The 15,530-nt window shown below is 64.6% G+C and carries 19 protein-coding genes; 13 read left to right on the top strand and 6 right to left on the bottom strand.

Annotation, left to right across the window (positions count from 1 at the left end):
- Positions 1 to 34 precede the first annotated feature (34 nt).
- Together AB6807_RS30915 and AB6807_RS30910 are read left to right on the top strand one after the other, a co-directional pair.
- Positions 35 to 1,090, top strand: a complete 1,056-nt coding sequence (locus tag AB6807_RS30915; protein WP_371087573.1) for a chemotaxis protein CheB — start codon at positions 35 to 37, stop codon at positions 1,088 to 1,090.
- On the top strand, positions 1,087 to 2,034 hold the full coding sequence (locus AB6807_RS30910) for an NAD(P)/FAD-dependent oxidoreductase (RefSeq protein ID WP_371087572.1): 948 nt from the start codon (positions 1,087 to 1,089) through the stop codon (positions 2,032 to 2,034). The genes AB6807_RS30915 and AB6807_RS30910 overlap by 4 nt, the downstream gene beginning before the upstream one ends.
- Before the next feature lie 26 nt (positions 2,035 to 2,060).
- Here AB6807_RS30910 and AB6807_RS30905 read toward each other — a convergent pair whose 3' ends face one another.
- Both AB6807_RS30905 and AB6807_RS30900 read right to left on the bottom strand, forming a co-directional pair.
- A complete protein-coding gene (locus AB6807_RS30905; RefSeq protein WP_371087571.1) occupies positions 2,061 to 2,642 on the bottom strand; it encodes a hypothetical protein in 582 nt (193 codons plus the stop codon).
- Between the two features lie 203 nt (positions 2,643 to 2,845).
- The gene (locus tag AB6807_RS30900) at positions 2,846 to 4,258 is read right to left on the bottom strand and encodes a Coenzyme F420 hydrogenase/dehydrogenase, beta subunit C-terminal domain (protein ID WP_116912628.1); all 1,413 of its coding nucleotides are present in this window, start codon (positions 4,256 to 4,258) and stop codon (positions 2,846 to 2,848) included.
- Between the two features lie 30 nt (positions 4,259 to 4,288).
- On the opposite strand from AB6807_RS30900, the gene AB6807_RS30895 reads away from it, so the two are divergent.
- Positions 4,289 to 4,684, top strand: coding sequence for a hypothetical protein (locus tag AB6807_RS30895; RefSeq protein WP_132748962.1), 396 nt, complete (start codon positions 4,289 to 4,291; stop codon positions 4,682 to 4,684).
- 24 nt (positions 4,685 to 4,708) lie between these two features.
- On the opposite strand, the gene AB6807_RS30890 is transcribed toward AB6807_RS30895, so the two are convergent.
- On the bottom strand, positions 4,709 to 5,236 hold the full coding sequence (locus AB6807_RS30890) for a DUF1264 domain-containing protein (RefSeq protein ID WP_371087570.1): 528 nt from the start codon (positions 5,234 to 5,236) through the stop codon (positions 4,709 to 4,711).
- A gap of 402 nt (positions 5,237 to 5,638) precedes the next feature.
- On the opposite strand from AB6807_RS30890, the gene AB6807_RS30885 reads away from it, so the two are divergent.
- Positions 5,639 to 5,866, top strand: coding sequence for a hypothetical protein (locus tag AB6807_RS30885; protein WP_116912632.1), 228 nt, complete (start codon positions 5,639 to 5,641; stop codon positions 5,864 to 5,866).
- 725 nt (positions 5,867 to 6,591) lie between these two features.
- Here the strand turns inward: AB6807_RS30885 and AB6807_RS30880 are convergent.
- On the bottom strand, positions 6,592 to 6,834 hold the full coding sequence (locus AB6807_RS30880; RefSeq protein ID WP_116912633.1) for a hypothetical protein: 243 nt from the start codon (positions 6,832 to 6,834) through the stop codon (positions 6,592 to 6,594).
- Between the two features lie 776 nt (positions 6,835 to 7,610).
- On the opposite strand from AB6807_RS30880, the gene AB6807_RS30875 reads away from it, so the two are divergent.
- The 5 genes from AB6807_RS30875 to AB6807_RS30855 all read left to right on the top strand — a co-directional run bounded on the left by AB6807_RS30875 (position 7,611) and on the right by AB6807_RS30855 (position 10,248).
- Positions 7,611 to 8,033: a BLUF domain-containing protein gene (locus AB6807_RS30875; protein WP_132748961.1), complete on the top strand. Its 423-nt coding sequence runs from the start codon at positions 7,611 to 7,613 to the stop codon at positions 8,031 to 8,033.
- 325 nt (positions 8,034 to 8,358) lie between these two features.
- Positions 8,359 to 8,754, top strand: coding sequence for a hemerythrin domain-containing protein (locus tag AB6807_RS30870; RefSeq protein ID WP_116912635.1), 396 nt, complete (start codon positions 8,359 to 8,361; stop codon positions 8,752 to 8,754).
- Between the two features lie 62 nt (positions 8,755 to 8,816).
- The gene (locus AB6807_RS30865) at positions 8,817 to 9,422 is read left to right on the top strand and encodes a hemerythrin domain-containing protein (protein ID WP_371087569.1); all 606 of its coding nucleotides are present in this window, start codon (positions 8,817 to 8,819) and stop codon (positions 9,420 to 9,422) included.
- A 69-nt stretch (positions 9,423 to 9,491) separates the two neighbouring features.
- Positions 9,492 to 10,022 carry a DUF2243 domain-containing protein gene (locus AB6807_RS30860; RefSeq protein WP_371087568.1) on the top strand — a complete coding sequence of 177 codons (531 nt, stop codon included), beginning with the start codon at positions 9,492 to 9,494 and terminating at the stop codon, positions 10,020 to 10,022.
- A 1-nt stretch (position 10,023) separates the two neighbouring features.
- On the top strand, positions 10,024 to 10,248 hold the full coding sequence (locus AB6807_RS30855; RefSeq protein ID WP_371087567.1) for a hypothetical protein: 225 nt from the start codon (positions 10,024 to 10,026) through the stop codon (positions 10,246 to 10,248).
- 30 nt (positions 10,249 to 10,278) lie between these two features.
- Here the strand turns inward: AB6807_RS30855 and AB6807_RS30850 are convergent, their stop codons facing one another.
- Positions 10,279 to 11,181: an SDR family oxidoreductase gene (locus tag AB6807_RS30850; RefSeq protein ID WP_371087566.1), complete on the bottom strand. Its 903-nt coding sequence runs from the start codon at positions 11,179 to 11,181 to the stop codon at positions 10,279 to 10,281.
- Positions 11,182 to 11,317: 136 nt separating this feature from the next.
- On the opposite strand from AB6807_RS30850, the gene AB6807_RS30845 reads away from it, so the two are divergent.
- The 4 genes from AB6807_RS30845 to AB6807_RS30830 all read left to right on the top strand — a co-directional run bounded on the left by AB6807_RS30845 (position 11,318) and on the right by AB6807_RS30830 (position 14,812).
- Positions 11,318 to 12,475, top strand: a complete 1,158-nt coding sequence (locus AB6807_RS30845) for a zinc-dependent alcohol dehydrogenase (RefSeq protein ID WP_371087565.1) — start codon at positions 11,318 to 11,320, stop codon at positions 12,473 to 12,475.
- Positions 12,476 to 12,514: 39 nt separating this feature from the next.
- A complete protein-coding gene (locus AB6807_RS30840) occupies positions 12,515 to 13,033 on the top strand; it encodes a hypothetical protein (RefSeq protein WP_116912641.1) in 519 nt (172 codons plus the stop codon).
- A gap of 974 nt (positions 13,034 to 14,007) precedes the next feature.
- Positions 14,008 to 14,580: a DUF1003 domain-containing protein gene (locus AB6807_RS30835; protein ID WP_371087564.1), complete on the top strand. Its 573-nt coding sequence runs from the start codon at positions 14,008 to 14,010 to the stop codon at positions 14,578 to 14,580.
- 19 nt (positions 14,581 to 14,599) lie between these two features.
- On the top strand, positions 14,600 to 14,812 hold the full coding sequence (locus AB6807_RS30830; RefSeq protein ID WP_371087563.1) for a hypothetical protein: 213 nt from the start codon (positions 14,600 to 14,602) through the stop codon (positions 14,810 to 14,812).
- A 322-nt stretch (positions 14,813 to 15,134) separates the two neighbouring features.
- Here AB6807_RS30830 and AB6807_RS30825 read toward each other — a convergent pair.
- The coding region (locus AB6807_RS30825; RefSeq protein WP_371087562.1) for a manganese catalase family protein at positions 15,135 to 15,530 on the bottom strand (396 nt) is incomplete at its 5' end.

Below are 15,530 nucleotides of genomic sequence, written 5' to 3'. Positions count from 1 at the left end.
CGCGGGCACGCGGATTGCCGCAGGGAGACCACAGATGCCTGAAATTCGAACGCGAGAGATGTCCATTCAGCCACAGCCCGGGCGCACGCCTTTCATATTCATCGGGGCGTCTTCGGGCGGCGTGTACGCAATGCTCGACCTCGTGGCGGCACTGCCGGCCGGGTTTCCGTCGCCCATCTTCTTCGTGCAGCACATCGGCGCACGCCGGAGCGAACTGGCGGAACTGCTGAACCGTCGCGGCGCCAACCGCGCGGTGCAGGCCCGCGAGGGCGACGTGCCGGAGGCGGGCACCATCTACGTGGCGCCGCCCGATCACCACATGCTGCTCGAGGGCGGCGTCGTCCGGTTGAATCGCGGACCGAAGGAACACCATGCCCGCCCTGCCATTGACCCGCTCTTTCGTTCCGCTGCGTTGTCCTGCGGACCGGCCGCCGTCGGCGTGGTGCTCACGGGCGGGCTGGACGACGGCAGCGCCGGGCTGCGCGCCATCAAGGACTGCGGAGGCACCGTCGTCGTTCAGGACCCGGAAGATGCGCACGAGCCGAGCATGCCCCGCGCGGCACTGGATGCCGTGGAGCCCGACCACGTGGTTGTGCTGGCCGAACTGCCCGCGCTGCTGCTGCGGCTTGCCGTGCCAATGCCCGACGATCGTCACTTCGACGCGCCTGACGAGCTGCGCCGGGAGTACGCGGTGGCTCTGGGGGACCAAGCCGTGGAGAATCTGAAAGCCATTGCCCAACCTTCCCTTTTCAGCTGCCCGGACTGCGGCGGTGTTCTGTTCGAGCTGGACGACAAGCGCCTGGTTCGCTACCGCTGCCACACCGGCCACGCGTTCAGCCTGCGCACTCTGGCCGCCACGCAGGAGCAGGTGGCCGACGCGGCACTTTGGACCGGCCTGCGGGCGCTGCAGGAAAAGGAGAGCATCCTGCGCCGGCTCGCGCGAACGCAAGAGAGCTCGGTGCCCGGCTCCGGGGCCGCCTGCCTGCGGGAGGCCGACCAGCTGTCGGGGCTGGCGTCCGCGTTGCGCAAACTCACGATGAAGGCGCCCGAGGCGGCCGACTTCGACGCGCCCGCGCGACCGCACCCATGAGCGAACCCGGCGCCGATGCCACGCGCGCTCGCGCCGCGCGCGCCGACGTTGCCGTGGTCGGCGGCGGCCCCGCGGGGTTGATGGGCGCCATCTATCTGGCGCGCTTTCGGCGCTCGGTGGTGCTGGTTGATGCGGGCCACAGCCGGGTGGCCCGCATACCGCGCACGCACAACTATCCGGGCTTTGCGCGGGGAGTTGCGGGCGCGGAGGTGCGCGACGCGCTGCGGACGCAGCTGCGGGAGTACCCCGTGCAGGTGCTCGACCGCTTTGTGCAATTCGTACAGCGAGAGCCCGAGGGCTTTCGGCTGCACATGGGCGGCAGCTCGGTGGCGGCGCGGTTTGTGCTGCTGGCCACGGGCGTCACCGACGTTCCGCCGGTCATGACGCACCTGCGTGCGGCGCTGGACGAGGGCCTGCTGCGCTTTTGCCCGGTGTGCGACGCCTACGAAGTGGCGGGGCGCTCGATCGGGGTCTATGCGGACGGCCCGGCCGGCGTGGCCGAGGCCTTGTACCTGCGGCATTTCAGCGCCGACATCACCTTGTTCATGGCACGCGGGGGCGCTGACATCGGCGAGCGCGAGCGCGGCGAACTGGCGCGGGCCGGCATCCGGTGGAACGACATGCCGGTGGAGGCGATCCGCCGCGTCGGAGAGCGCGTGGTGTTGTTCCAGGGAGGCGTTCGCGCGTACTGCGACACCCTGTACTGCGCGCTGGGCGTCACGGTGCATTCCGAACTCGCGGGCAACCTGGGCGCTTCGCTAGACGGCGCCGGGTACGTGCAGGCCGACGCCCACCATGCCACCCGTGTGCCCGGCCTTTATGTGGCGGGAGATGTGTCGGTAGGCCTGAACCAGATCGCTGTTGCCATGGGCGGGGCGGCCATTGCCGCGTCTGCCATGCACCGCGCGCTGCCGGACTCGTGGGCCCCGCATCCGGCGGAGTGAACGTACACGGATCGGGCGTGCCTTGGTTAGTTGAGCCAGAGCGCGCCGCGCAGCGCCGACGGATCGAAATTGCGGGTCAGCACGGCATCGAAACCGGCCAGTCCGTCTTCGACCTGATGGTGCCTCGACAACTGCGAACCCCACACCGCCACAATCCGCCCGTTGAACCCCGAACGGCGAGCGCGCTGGGCCAAACCCAGGCCGTTGCCGCGTGAGGTTCGCACGTCAACCACCCCGATCCTGTGCTGGCCCTGCTGCATCGCGCTCAGCCCTTCCTCGACGTTGGCGCAGAAATCGACCATGCAGTCGCTGGATGCCAGCACGCGGCCGGCCCTGACCAACAGGCGGGCGTCGTCCGAGACCACGAGCACGCGGCAGGGCTCGGCAGCGGGCTGCAGCATGCCCAGGATTTCAGCGATGCGCGCGGAGAGCTGATGCGCCTGTCTCTGCACCACCACGCCGGCTTCTCGGACAAGTTCGTGCGGTGGCTCCGCGCGGCTCAGAACCTCTCCGGCCGAGGAGATTGCGGCCAGCGCATTGCGCGCCTCGTGCACGCACCGTCGCACCGGGTCGGTGGCCGCCAGATCGGGAGAAAGCGGATTGGCCATTTTGCTTGGAACTGAAAAGAAAGGGATTGCGATTCGATCGGCACGCGGCGTGCCCGGCAAGGTCGCGCTGCAGCTGCATCGCACAGCACAGCACAGCACAGCACAGCACAGCACAGCACAGCACAGCACAGCACAGCACAGCACAGCACAGCGCCCACGGCAATTCTTGCGGCAACTTTTCCTTCCGTCGGCGCGGGCGCGACTCAGGTCTTGGTGTCCGGCGCTCGCCGCGCGAGCCAGGCGCCCAGCCACCCGCTGGAGTACGCCAGCGCGCCGTACAGCGCGCGCATGCAGCGCGCCCACAGCACATACAGCCTCAACGCCCCGGCCGCGCGGGCGAGTGGAAAGAGCCGCGCGCTCCATTCGCTGATGGCGGCGCGCGTGCGGTAGATGAGCTTGCGCCGCAGCGGCAGACCCGCGCTCGGCGCCACCCGCTTGCGCGGGCGCTGCGCCGCCGGCCGCCTGGCGAGCCTGTAGGCCAGGCCTTCGCGCCGCTGGCGCAGACCCGCAGCCTGGGTTTGCGCCACGAAGTTCGCATCGACAGGCGCGAGCACGAGCCGGCCGGACGCCACGCCGGCCGCCAGCAGGTGCGCCAGCCGAGGGGAGCGCGCAATGACCACGTTGGTGCCCCTGCCGTCTGATGCATACGGTTCCACCCAGGCATCGCCGAATGAAATATCCGCCGTCTCTGCCACCACGTCGTCGCAGAAGTTGCATGCCGCGTTCTGGAAAAAGCCCGAGCCCCAGTCGCCTTCCGCGAGATGAAACCAGTCGCGCTGCACGGCACGGCCGTCACGCACCTCGAAGCGCGCGGTGTACCAGCTGGCCGGCCTGCGGGCGTCCTTCAGCCGGAAGTCGAAGCTGCGCACGTCGGCCAGCGCTACGTTCATCTGGTAGGCGAAGCTGTCGACCAGACGGGCGCTCTTCATGTGCCCGCAGAACAGGCCCAGCGTGAAGGCGATGCGCTCGCGCATCAACGCGTCCTCGCGACGCAGCAGCTGCACCGCCTTGATGAAGCAGGGCACCCCGACCACGGCGTAGCGCCCTGGCGCGCGCCGGATTTCGCGCAGCACCTGCGAGAGTTCTATGGGGAAGTAGCGCGATTTGGCGCCTCCAGCGAGCTCGTCCGCGCTGCGCGAGATGCGATAGCCGAAGAGCCGGCCGCCGCCGCCCGGTGCTACATGGACCACCGCATCGACCAGTCCCGCGCGCAGCAGCTCCGCGGCCGTCCAGCTGACCATGCCGCCGGAGCTGCCCCGCTCGCGAAAGCCGCCGTCTGCCGCATGCCCGACGTAGGCGGCCTCGAAGCGGCCGACCCGCTCGTCGCCGTGGCGCGCGTCCCCGAAGAGCGCCAGGGCCAGCGAGGTCTCGTCGGAAGCCTCGGCCCCGAAGGGGCAGGTGCGGGAGAAGCCGGGCGACCCCTGGGCCAGCCATCGCGCCGCACCGGCGGGCTTGAGCTCGCCGCGGCTGTCCATCACCATCTGCGCGCCGTTGTCGCAGTGCAGCGCATGGGCCGCCGCCACGCAGTTTCCACATCCGATGCACAGCCCCGCGCTCACGACGTCGGCCGGCGCGAAAGAGGCAAGAGATGCCGTGGAAGGGTGACTGCCTTGCATGTGCCGCAGGCTAGGAGCCCCGTTTGCGCGATGCCGTCGGACGACGCGCCGCGGGCGGGTCCGCGCGTTGCCGCATCGCGCGGGCATGGCAATTGCCATGCGTTCGACCACTCTTGGAGTTCGCATGTTTCCGAACCTTTTTCACTCACGTTTCGCACGCCGCCGTTCCGCGGCAGGCAATGCGCGATGAGTTCGCGCTACTTCCTCCCCATCGAGCTGGAAAGAGGATGGGACTGCCGCGTGGAAATCAAGCGCAACGACGACGGCAGCATCGACGCGAGGGCGGAGCTGCGGTGCCACGGGGTCCATCGTTGCCTTCTCGTAAGTCTGAACCAGCCCACGGAGGAACTTGCGGAGGACAAGCTCGCCGAAAGAGCGCGTGCCTACGTGAAGCGGCACAGCACCGGCGAGTCTGCGTCGCCGTGACTGCGCGCACCCGGCCGCGGTACCTCAGCGACAGCTGCCGACCGGCGCCTGCCCATGGCCGCGCCGTGTGCCGGTCGGGTCAGGTAACTGCACCGCGCGCCCCTTCTGAGATGCGTCCGGCGGTGGCTGGATGCCCTGGCGGTCGATTCTGCATTGCGCGCTGTCGGTGTCCAGGCGCTGATCACGCGTGGCCACCATGGCGGCATCGCCCTGCCCGTCGACGGTGAAGCTCATCATCACCCGGCGCACGCCGGTGGGCAGTTGTTTCTGCAGGCCGGTGTGCCAGCTGTGCCAGGTGTGGAAGGTCTTGCCGTAGCTGCCCGCGACCTTCTTCATGAGCGCGGGCTCCGCCGCATGCGGAATACCCGGGTCACCAGCTGGACCGACTTCACCGCGTGCGCTTGGCTGTGCCAAAGCACCTGCTCCGGCGGTGACAGCGTCTTGAACCACCGCGCGCTCACGATGGAATTCGACGCCGGTGAGGCGGGCGTCCTGCACGTCGCCGTCGACTGGTACGTCCAGCTTGCCAAGGTGCGCGATGGCCGTGGTCACCAGCCTGTTGTGGTGTTGCTCGCTGCAGATGCCGCCGGGGCACGGCCATCCATTTGCGTCAGTCCTCGCCGCAGTCGGACCTCGGTCGATCCGGCATTCGAGGCCGGGTGCTGCTCTGCCGGGGTGGAGACAGCTGGCTGGAGTACGCCTTGGCTGGACGAGGTCATCGGATGGGTACTTGTGCGAGCGGAAAGCGGGTCAACTGCTTGACTGTTTCTCCTCGCAGTGAGACCTGCTGCAGGGGCATTCGGCGTCTTGGCCTCAGGTCTGCTTTCATCTCAAGGCGCCCCACCCTTGCGTGCGAACTTGTCCTACAAACGGCGCTGTGCCGCGCCATACCGTTCACCGTGCGCGCGGCTGGCGCCGCTCGCAGTTTCTCATTCATTTCACAGGAGATTCGACATGACCAAGGGTGCTCAATCCAACGATCAACAGGGCGGGACACGCGGCGGCTCGCACGAGCAGCACGTCAAGGCGGGCCAGCAGAGCCACAAGAACACGGGCTCTTCCGGTGGCGGAGGCAAGTCCGGCAGTGGAGGCCAACAGAAACAGCAGGAGCAATCCGGCTCGCGCGGTGGCAGTTCGCAGCAGCATGCCGACGATGGCCGGCACGGTCAGAAAAACCAGTAGACCAATAAGCGCTGGCACGGCGGACCCACGGGTCCGCTTTATTTGCCGTGCAGCCTGCGTCTCTTCAGTTTTGCGTAGGCCAAGCGCGCCGCCGCCGTGTAGAGGAGGACGGAGATCGAGACAAGGCCGAACCCTAGAGAAAGCAATGCGATCAAGCGAGGGGCCGCCGTGTTGTGCTTTCCAGAGGAAGAGGAATACGGTGTTTGTTCAGGCACGTTGGCGTGAACGAATCGTCCGATGCGCCCAGACGACGCTAGGAGGCAGAGCTGCCCCGGGCGACTCGCAGCGCAGACCTCCAGGACGCTCCTCGACTGGATCCCGGGGCTAGCTTTCTGCATGCCATCGCCGCGCCCTTTGGAAGTCCTGCGCGGAGATACGCGCTTCGATTCGTTCATTTCTGAACATCGACGTCTCTCATCAGGGTCTCGCATGTTTTGCTTGCCAAGAGTGCCCAGCCGGATGGGGCGACGACGTCAACAAGTGCGCGATGGGCGTAAGTTGTTCGCCAGCTGGAGCGTGGCTGTGATGAGCAGCACCACGCCGGGTTGGCGCTCGTCCGCAAGCCTTGAGCGAGCTGATCAGATGTAGTTCAAACGGGCATACGTTGCCCGCAAACTTCCATGGATGTTTGCGCCGGGACGATGGACGGCGTGGGCCATTCGTCGCGAATGTGCACCTGCACAACCTGGCGTTCCAAGCGGCTCCTGCAGGTCCGCGACAGCGTTTCAGATGCCGGAATTGCCGTGCGGACGCGTCTTTTCCTGCGCAACGGCCAGTCTTCCCTTCTCGGTGATGACCTTCACCAGAATGGCCTGCTTCGCAGCGCCGGACTTTGTGAACCGCGTCTGGTGCGAAGCTTCGATCAGTCCCTTATTGAGGAGCTCCTCTGCGGCGGCAAGGTCGGCCCGCGAGGTCAAAACTCGCGGTGGCGTCATGCGGTCGAGACGCATTAACAGTTGAATGTCCATTGGTGTTCTCCAAAGCAACCCCTGCCGCCACCCGACAGTCACCAAACTGTCTCAGCTGTAAGACGGTTTCTAAACTCTCGCCGAGTGTCAAGCGCTTCGCTGCGTACTGGAAAGCGGCGTAGTAGGCGGCGCACCAAGCTGCTGCGCCGTTGATCTTCACGCGCGTGAGATCCAAGATGCCAAAACTCGATTTCTCGCTCCCACGCGCGGAACCATCTAGAAACCGCGTCCGCATCGCCTCACCGCTCTTCCAAGCTCTTGATGTAGGCGATGCTCACGCGCCGCGACACCTACGGTGTAGGCTCTGATCCTCCAAAAACGTAGTACGGCTTTCCAGTGAAAAACTATCGTCGACGGCATGTGTCAATGTTGCTTCGGATGGCTGCGAGCTTGCTTCGCTTTTCTTCATGGATTTCCCGCAGCGCTTCGCCCTCAGCAACCAGGTGGGCAGCCCTCCTGTGTGGCCCTGATAGCCCGGCGTTAGTCCTGTCTCGGCACGGGCGACGATGCCGACCAGTCCAGCTGGGTGAGCTTGAGCGAGATGAACATCATGTGCCCATGTAGTCGGGCGTCTCGGATCTCTGTGCAACTGGTGCCCCACGCTTCCTCCACCACCATCTTGGCGCGGTAAGCCACATCGAACCCACCGGCCGCGCACGGCCTGCCTGTTCCCAACAAGCGGGCGGTCTCAAAATTTTCGCTAGCGCCGCGCACGTCTTCGCGGGTACCCGGAGCCGGCTTGCCGCAGACCCTTCGCGTAGCGCTAGCATTTGACGATGCTGAAGCGACTCATCTACGGCAGCCAAGCCATCGAAGCGAACTCGACGAACCTGCGCGAAATCCTCACGGTTTCACGCACCAGGAATCCTGAGGCCGGTATCACGGGGGCGCTGTGCCTGCTCGACGCGGTCTATCTCCAATACCTCGAGGGCGACGAACTCGCCGTCGAAGCTTTGTACGCAAGAATAGAAGCCGACGCACGACATCGCGCTCCCGTCGTGCTAGACAGGACCTTCATTGCAGTGCGGCAGTTTCCGGAGTGGTCCATGGCGCTGGTGAAGCGAGACGAGCGCATCAGGGCACTCATGGGCTTCCATGGTCTGCAATTGCCGAGCATCACGGACGGCGACATTGCGCACCGCCATGCCGCCGCATTCTTCCGTGCGCTGGCGACCACACCGAACTGGGTGCCGCTCTGACGACGAATGCTTTGCTCCCGGCACGTGCCGTATGGCGCGGAGCTGCCCGGTCACGTGGCCTCGAGCCGGGCGCCGGCACCTTTGCCCTCGACCCGTTCCCCGCGACTATCTCTCAAGCTTCGCGCCGGACGGCACTGCGAGCAAGGGCAGGAATGCGCTTGATCTTGTGTGTGTCCATGGAACGCCGCTGTGTGGTCTCGACACTCCGTCAGCATGTGCGACGGATGTGCACTGCCAGACGAAAACGAAGTTTTCCTACGCAGGCCGCAAGCGTGCTATTTCACCTTTCGGCCTTCCCAATCAAGTGACCAACTGGAGTTGCACGATGCCCACATGCCGACGCGCGGAGGCCGACGCCTGCATCCTCCTGGACACCCATCACTGCGGTGTCAAGAAGCTGTTCCAGGCGTGCGAGCAACTGACCCATTCACGGGCGTCATTCGTCGCGCAAGAGAAGCGTCGGTTGACCAACAAGATTGGTACCGAACTGACCGTCCATGCACCGATCGAGGAAGAAATATTTCATGCGGCCTTGGACCGCGCCATCAAGAAAGCCGACCTGTTCGACGCGGCCGAGGTCGAGCATGCGAGCGCCATGGACCGGATTGTGCAGATCCAGGAAGCGGCGGAACGCGAGAGCGAGTTCGTCGTGAAGGCGCGTGCAGCCAGCGGCTCGGGCCTGGTCGCCATGCGCGAGCAAGTGGCTGCGCGCAAGGTCTAACTGATGGAAAAACTCGTCACCTTGGTCTGATTTCCCCGTCTTCAATTGCCTGGAGTCTTCGCATGACAAGCATTTTTTCACGCCTCCTGCCAAGCGCGACGAACATGATCCGGCTGGATCACACGCACGTGCTTTCCACTTTCCACCAGTACAAGTCGGGGGCACCGGTGCGTGTCAAGAAGGGGCTGGTCAACACCATGTGCACAGCGCTCGAAGTGCACGCTCAGCTGGAGGAGGAAATCTTCTACCCGGCGGTGCGCAACGTCATGCAGGGCGAACTGATCGCCGAATCTCTGCAAGAGCACCAGGAGATGAGACGGCTGATCAACTTGCTGCGGCAGATGGAGCCGGAGGCGCGCGACTACGATGCAACCGTCATGGCGCTGATGCGCGACGTGATGCATCACGTGGCGGATGAAGAAACGCTGGTGCTGCCGGAGGCCGAGCGGCTGTTGTCTGACGAGTTGGGCGAACTGGGCATGCAGATGACCAAGCGCCGTGTGCAACTGATCGGCCCGCGCAGCGGAGAGATTGCGCTCAACATGGGTCGCGCCGCGTCGGGCAACACCGTGGCGCTCAGCGTCGTCGCATTGACAGCCGTGGCGCTGCTGGTAGGGCACCGCACGGGACATCTGGCCCGCTGGAACCGAAGCCTAAGGAGGCCTTGAGCGACGGCCCATGCCGGCTCGGCATGGCCGCGGCGGCTGTTTCTTGATCAATCGTCGAAAGGATTCACCGTGCGCTCAAACCCCTTAGGCCAGTTCCCTGTGAGTGCGGGCGTCCTGTTCGGTCTCGGCCTAGGCGGTTTCTTCGACGGCATCGTCTTGCATCAGTTGCTGCAGTGGCACCACATGGTGAGCAATTGGTATCCCCCGACAACCGTGGAAAATTTGCGCCTCAACACGTTGTGGGACGGCATCTTTCACAGTGTGACGTACGTCTTCGTTGTGCTCGCTTTGCACCGGTTGTGGCGCGCTGCGCATCGGGGACACGTGTATTGGTCTGGAAAACTGATCTGGGGCGCAGCACTGGTTGGCTGGGGTGTCTTCAATCTGGTCGAAGGGGTCATCAATCACCACCTGCTTGGAATTCATCATGTCAACGAGGTGGTCTCCCTCGTCCATCGCCCCTATTGGGACACGGGGTTCTTGATATGGGGCGCGGTGATGGTGAGCGCGGGAGGCTGGCTGTGGGCGAGCGGAAGTCGTAGACACCGGGAAGAAGCCGCGGGCGCTCGTGTGGTGTCGGCGCCGATCGGAGGCGACTGACATGCTGTTCCTGAAAAGAAATGCCGAAGCAGTGATCCTCGTTCTCGGTCTGCTGATCGCGTTGACGCCGGTCTGGCGCTGGGCGACCCTCCCCGCATCCCCCACGGCCGAGGAAATCAGCCGCCTGATCTGCGCCGCGCCCCGCGACATACCCGCCAGGCAGCGCCCAGATACCATCCCGCGAGCCGCGCCCCAACTCGTTGAGCAGAGGACTCAGGTGCCATAGGCGGGATGCGCGCAGTCGCCCAGGTCGCCGTCATGTTGGCGACGCCTTGGTGTGCTTTCCGTGGGTGCGTCCTGAATTGCCTGCGCGGTACAGCGCGCCCTCGGGATCGCGCTCCCGGTCGCCCTTTTGCTGGCGCTCGACCTGCTTGGCCGACATGCGGTCCGCCACGGAGGGCAGCACCTTCGCGAGCACGGTGTTCATCACCGCCATGCCGCCCACCTTGATGTCGCGCCCCCCACTGACGGCGGCCTTCAGGATGGCCTCGGCGACCTGCAGCGGATCGATCATGGGCGTAGGGAGCTTGGGCTCCTGGTCCATGTAGTTGCGGGCATGTTCGGGATAGGGCGTGTCGACGGCGGTCGGCTGTATGAGGGTCACGGTCACGCCGCTCCTGTCGACGTCCTCCAGCTCCACGCGCAGTGCGTCGGTGAAGCCCTTCACCGCATGCTTGGACGCCGAGTACATGCCCTGAAGCGGTATCACCGCGTCCGACACTTCGCTGCCTACGTTCACGAGCTTGCCCTGTACCAGCTTCAGGTAGGGGAGCGCGGCGAGCGAGCCGTTCACCACGCCCCAGAAGTTCGTGTCGAAAAGACGTCTGCTGTCGGCTTCGCTCACCTTGTCGAGCCGGCCGTAGATCGAGATGCCCGCGTCGTTCACCCAGGTGTCGATGCGTCCGAAGTGGCTGATGGCGAGCAGTGCGACGCGGTCGATCTGCGTGCGATCGGCCACATCTGCTTGCGCGGATACCGCATGCCCACCTTGTTCATTGATGTCCTGCGCGAGACGCTGCAGCACTTCGCCGCTGCGCGCGACGAGCACCAGCCTGGCGCCCTGCTGCGCGGCAAGTTGCGCCGTGCACAGTCCGATGCCGCTGGAAGCGCCGGTGATGACGATGACTTGCTGGTCGAGGGGCTTGTCAATTATGGACATGGGGCGTTTCCTTTCGGTGAATGTGAGTCCGACCTGCAAGCGGTGTGCCCGGCGGCGCGGCCCGGCGGGCATTCACGCTCGGGCATGGGGCTTGCCATGCACTGCATCTGCTTTCGACCCACAAGGAAAACTCATCATGCTTGCAATGAACTATCGCGGTCCGTACCGCGTGCGCGCGGCCCGCAAGGCCGAGCCGGAAATCGAGCATCCGGGCGATGCCATCGTGCGCGTCACGCGCTCGTGCATCTGCGGCTCCGATCTGCACCTCTATCACGGCCTGGTGCCGGACACGCGCGTGGGCACGACCTTCGGCCACGAGTTCACCGGGGTGGTCGAGGCGGTCGGCTCGGCCGTGCAGCATCTGAAACCTGGCGACCACGTGCTGGTTCCGTTCAACATCTTTTGCGGCAATTGCTACTTCTGCCGAAAAGAGCTGTACAGCAACTGCCACGACACCAACCCGGAGGCCACTGCCGTGGGCGGCATCTACGGCTATTCGCACACCACGGGTGGGTACGACGGCGGCCAGGCAGAGTACGTGCGCGTGCCGATGGCCGACGTCGGCCCCACGGTGATCCCGCCCGACATGGACGTGGATGACGCCGTGCTGCTCACCGATGCGCTGCCCACTGGCTACCAGGCCGCGGAAATGGGCGACATCAAAGAGGGGGACACGGTGGTCATTTTCGGAGCCGGCCCCGTCGGTATCTTCGCGGCCAAGTCGGCGTGGCTCCTTGGCGCTGGTCGCGTGATCGTGGTGGACCACGTTGAGTATCGGCTGGAGTTCGTGCGTCAGTACGCGCAGTGTGAGGTGATCGATTTCAAGCAGGTGGGCGACATGGCGATCCACATCAAGAAGATGACCGAGGGCCTGGGCGCCGATGTGTGCATCGACTGCGTGGGCTGCGAAGCCGCGGGCAGCTTCGCCCACACCTTGCTGGGCGTGAAGCTCAAGTTGCAGGGGGGCGCGGCGACCGTGCTGCACTGGTGCATCAACTCGGTCCGCAAGGGTGGACGGGTGTCGATCGTGGGCGTGTACGGACCGACCTTCAATGCGGTACCCATCGGCAATGCGCTGAACAAGGGCCTCACGCTGCGCATGAACCAGGCCAGCGTGAAGCGGCATCTGCCGCGCCTGATCGAACATATCCAGGCCGGGCGCATCGATCCCAAGCGCGTGATCACGCATCGCATCGGCCTTTGCGACGTGGCCGATGCCTACCACCTGTTCTCCAGCAAGCTGGACAACTGCATCAAGACGGTGCTGGTGCCGCCGGCGTCGCTGGCCGCGTAGCAAGACCGATGGCCATTTTCCTCAACGGAGCGAACCGCAATGATCATCACGGACACGCAAGAACAGAGCCCCGCGCGCCACGTCGGCCGCCATGCGCACATTGTCGGATGGGGCGCCGACCTCGATCACGCCAACCGACCCGCCTATCCTATGGAACGTACGCCGCCGCGTCTGCCGAACCCGGTGGGTGCACCCGAGCAGCAGCACTCGCATGTGGAGGTGCTGTGCTCGACCGAGCGCCCCGGCATCACGCGCATCTTCGGCACGACGCTGCCGCCTTCGGGCCTGAGCGGCTGGCTGCGCCGCCATGCGTTCCGGCACTCCGAGAACGATCTGCGGCGCTGGATGCTGTTGCTGCTGGCCGACCGAGTGAATGTGGGCGAGGGCCTGATCGAAGATCTGTCGCGCGGCCATGTGCCTAACCTGTACGCCGAAATGGGCGGCCGCGCGGAGTTCAGGCACAACCCCATGGGCGCTGCGCGCAAGGCCGCAGTCGGCGTTGCCGTGCTGGCGCTGGTCGCGGTGACGATGAAGCACCGACGCCGCCGGCCGCGCTAGCTAGCGCCTGCGCCGAGGAACGATGCGGCTGGGTGGCCGCTGGCGGGAGAGGCGGGCCGCCCCATGGCAGATTTGAACGCGCGGCCGGCGGGAAGCGCGCCGTCACGCCCGTCGGCCAGATCGCCACCAGCCAGCTGATGCGCCGCGGCCACTTGCGCAGCTTTGCCCGGCTCGCCCTCTGCGCCGTCAGTGGTGGCCGTCGCCATGCCGCACCTTGCGGGAAAGACCCGGTAGCTCCAGCCCGGCTCGGAACCGCGCGCGCCCGAAGAGCGTCACGTCAAGAAGGAAGAGTGCGGTCAGCACCTGCGCAGTGCAGCAGCGGCCCGGCCACGCCGCCGGCAAAGTGCGAGATGTAAGTCCAGTTGGTGTCGAATTGATAGGCCATGACGCGACCCGATACGGTCCGACATCGCATGCCATTCGACAACCCTTGCTTTGAACGACCCGACCGTCGCCTGGACGGTGGCACTGTCATTGGCGTGATGAGGTCGCCCGAGCCAAATGGCCTGTCGAGCAGAACAAGATGGCACTTCGATTCCCGTGTTTCTCAGCGGCTCGACCAGACCGATGACTTGTTGCATCGGTCGATGTTTACGCGAGCCACTTCGGGTGCTCTCGCAATCTAGCCACCGTCAGTTGAGGAAAGCGCGTCGCTCGTCCAGAAGCGCGGGGTAACCATCCGGTCCTTCAACGCATTCATCTCTGCATCGAGCGCGTGACGCTGCTTCGTGTCGTTTCCTACAGGTCGGCACACAGTCCTCCTGGGCAACCGTAGATTCCTAATGCAGGCGCACGGACCAGGCTTGGACGAGGGCGGTGCAGTGCTTTAGGCACGCCATTTGCCGGTACCAGATCGACCGACACGGGAGACGCAGCTCGCTGTTCTTTTTCATCCAGCCCCAATCTGCCGCGGGGCTTGTTTTGGTGAAAAGCTTGGCAACCTGATTTCGGAACGCAAGCCGTTAGGAGGGCGCTTGAAAGAACAGTCTGAATGCGACAAGTTTGACGCTCCATCAAAGACGGGCCAGGCTGAGCCGACCTTGAGTGGTTCAGTCATCGACCGCAATATCGCGGCGCTGATAAAACGTCGACAGGTAAAGCGTACAGAAACCAGTACGCAAGACAGGGTCGCAGATGCAGTCACCGGCTTGGCGGGCAGCATGAATTTTGTCTACCTGCACGTCGTGATTTACGGTGCTTGGATTGTCATCAATTTAGGTTGGATCGGCCCTGTTCCGAAATTTGATCCGACGTTTGTCGTTTTGGCAATGGTCGCCTCAGTCGAGGCCATCTTTATTTCCACTTTCGTGATGATTAGTCAGAACAGGCTGGTCAAGGTGGCAGATGAGCGTGCTGACTTGGACCTTCAAGTAAGTCTTCTGGCAGAACACGAAATTACCAGGCTATTGAGCCTTGTGACTGAAATTGCAAAAAGCTTGGACCTGCCGGGGGCGCGCAATCCTGAGTTCGAGGAACTGCTGAAGGACATAGCGCCGGAACAAGTGATAGATCGGATCAAGGAGACGGAGAGCCGAATGGGAGAGTAGGACTCCGAGGCTCGCGCCCGTGCGGATTGAGACCGGTTTCACGTTTGCGCGCCACGACGCCTATTTCCAACAAGCACCACGACGGAACAACAATGCGGGAGCGGTTTGGTTTTCACGCGCGTCCTCGGGCGAAGGCAATGGCGTTGCTTGGATCACTCTTGGCTTCTTCTTGGTTTCGGTGATCGAGCACTGGACCTTCGGATGGTTTGCATATGTGACAGGTGGCCTGTGACAGAAGCTTTCTTGACGCACATGCCAAAAAGCGACGCGGTTGGAAGCCAAACGCAAACCCCGGTCTTGCCAGGGTCGCCGCTTCGCCACTTCGCGGCTTCAGCCGGTTCGATCTTCCTGGCCTCTGCCATCGCCCCCAAGCGCTTGCCAAAGGAGGGGCCGCTCCTCGCACCAAGCTTCGTGGCCATCAAGTGGAGCGAGGTCTAGCTGGCAATCTCGTAGTGCTCCGCCTATGGTCAGAGCCGATCAAGGCGGCATCGAGTACCGGCCTTTGACTTGATGTGCCACGGACATGATGTCCTCGACAAGGCCAACCCGCGTCGTCAAGACGACTTCTTCAGCTGATCGTTCAGCTGGTCGAGCACCGCGTCCTCGGACATGCCCAGCTCCGCCCCGGTCTGCGGATCGCTCAGCGGATCGGACGCTGTTCGGCTCGCCAGGGCCGCGACCGCGGTTTCCTCTTCGGGCGTGAGCTGCACGCTCGCCTGGCCGTCCTCTCCATCTACGGCTACCTGTTGTTCCGGCTCGTCCACGAACTCCCACTGCGGTCCCTGGTTCCAGGGTCCGCGCACCTCGCCGCCCTTGGACATGTCGAAATAGACGTTGGTGAAGCGCGGATCGCCCGGCAGCTTGCCCGGCGGAAAGTTGGGCGTGATCGCGTACAGCGCCTTCTCGAACGACTTCTGATGCGCGATCTCACGCGTCATGAGGAAGCCTAA

It is taken from the genome of Variovorax sp. RCC_210, assembly GCF_041355175.1.
GTDB lineage: Bacteria > Pseudomonadota > Gammaproteobacteria > Burkholderiales > Burkholderiaceae_C > Variovorax.
Note: the sequence above shows the minus strand (reverse complement) of the source record. Positions and strands in the feature narration are given on the sequence as shown.

Bases quoted from the DNA above. Each gene is read 5' to 3' on its own strand.
- AB6807_RS30875 (WP_132748961.1), top strand. From the start codon at position 7,611: ATGCTGAAGCGACTCATCTACGGCAGCCAAGCCATCGAAGCGAACTCG.
- AB6807_RS30870 (WP_116912635.1), top strand. From the start codon at position 8,359: ATGCCCACATGCCGACGCGCGGAGGCCGACGCCTGCATCCTCCTGGAC.
- AB6807_RS30855 (WP_371087567.1), top strand. From the start codon at position 10,024: ATGCTGTTCCTGAAAAGAAATGCCGAAGCAGTGATCCTCGTTCTCGGT.
- AB6807_RS30895 (WP_132748962.1), top strand. From the start codon at position 4,289: ATGCCGTCGGACGACGCGCCGCGGGCGGGTCCGCGCGTTGCCGCATCG.
- AB6807_RS30900 (WP_116912628.1), bottom strand. From the start codon at position 4,258: ATGCAAGGCAGTCACCCTTCCACGGCATCTCTTGCCTCTTTCGCGCCG.
- AB6807_RS30885 (WP_116912632.1), top strand. From the start codon at position 5,639: ATGACCAAGGGTGCTCAATCCAACGATCAACAGGGCGGGACACGCGGC.
- AB6807_RS30915 (WP_371087573.1), top strand. From the start codon at position 35: ATGCCTGAAATTCGAACGCGAGAGATGTCCATTCAGCCACAGCCCGGG.
- AB6807_RS30910 (WP_371087572.1), top strand. From the start codon at position 1,087: ATGAGCGAACCCGGCGCCGATGCCACGCGCGCTCGCGCCGCGCGCGCC.
- AB6807_RS30850 (WP_371087566.1), bottom strand. From the start codon at position 11,181: ATGTCCATAATTGACAAGCCCCTCGACCAGCAAGTCATCGTCATCACC.
- AB6807_RS30845 (WP_371087565.1), top strand. From the start codon at position 11,318: ATGCTTGCAATGAACTATCGCGGTCCGTACCGCGTGCGCGCGGCCCGC.
- AB6807_RS30880 (WP_116912633.1), bottom strand. From the start codon at position 6,834: ATGGACATTCAACTGTTAATGCGTCTCGACCGCATGACGCCACCGCGA.
- AB6807_RS30865 (WP_371087569.1), top strand. From the start codon at position 8,817: ATGACAAGCATTTTTTCACGCCTCCTGCCAAGCGCGACGAACATGATC.
- AB6807_RS30840 (WP_116912641.1), top strand. From the start codon at position 12,515: ATGATCATCACGGACACGCAAGAACAGAGCCCCGCGCGCCACGTCGGC.
- AB6807_RS30905 (WP_371087571.1), bottom strand. From the start codon at position 2,642: ATGGCCAATCCGCTTTCTCCCGATCTGGCGGCCACCGACCCGGTGCGA.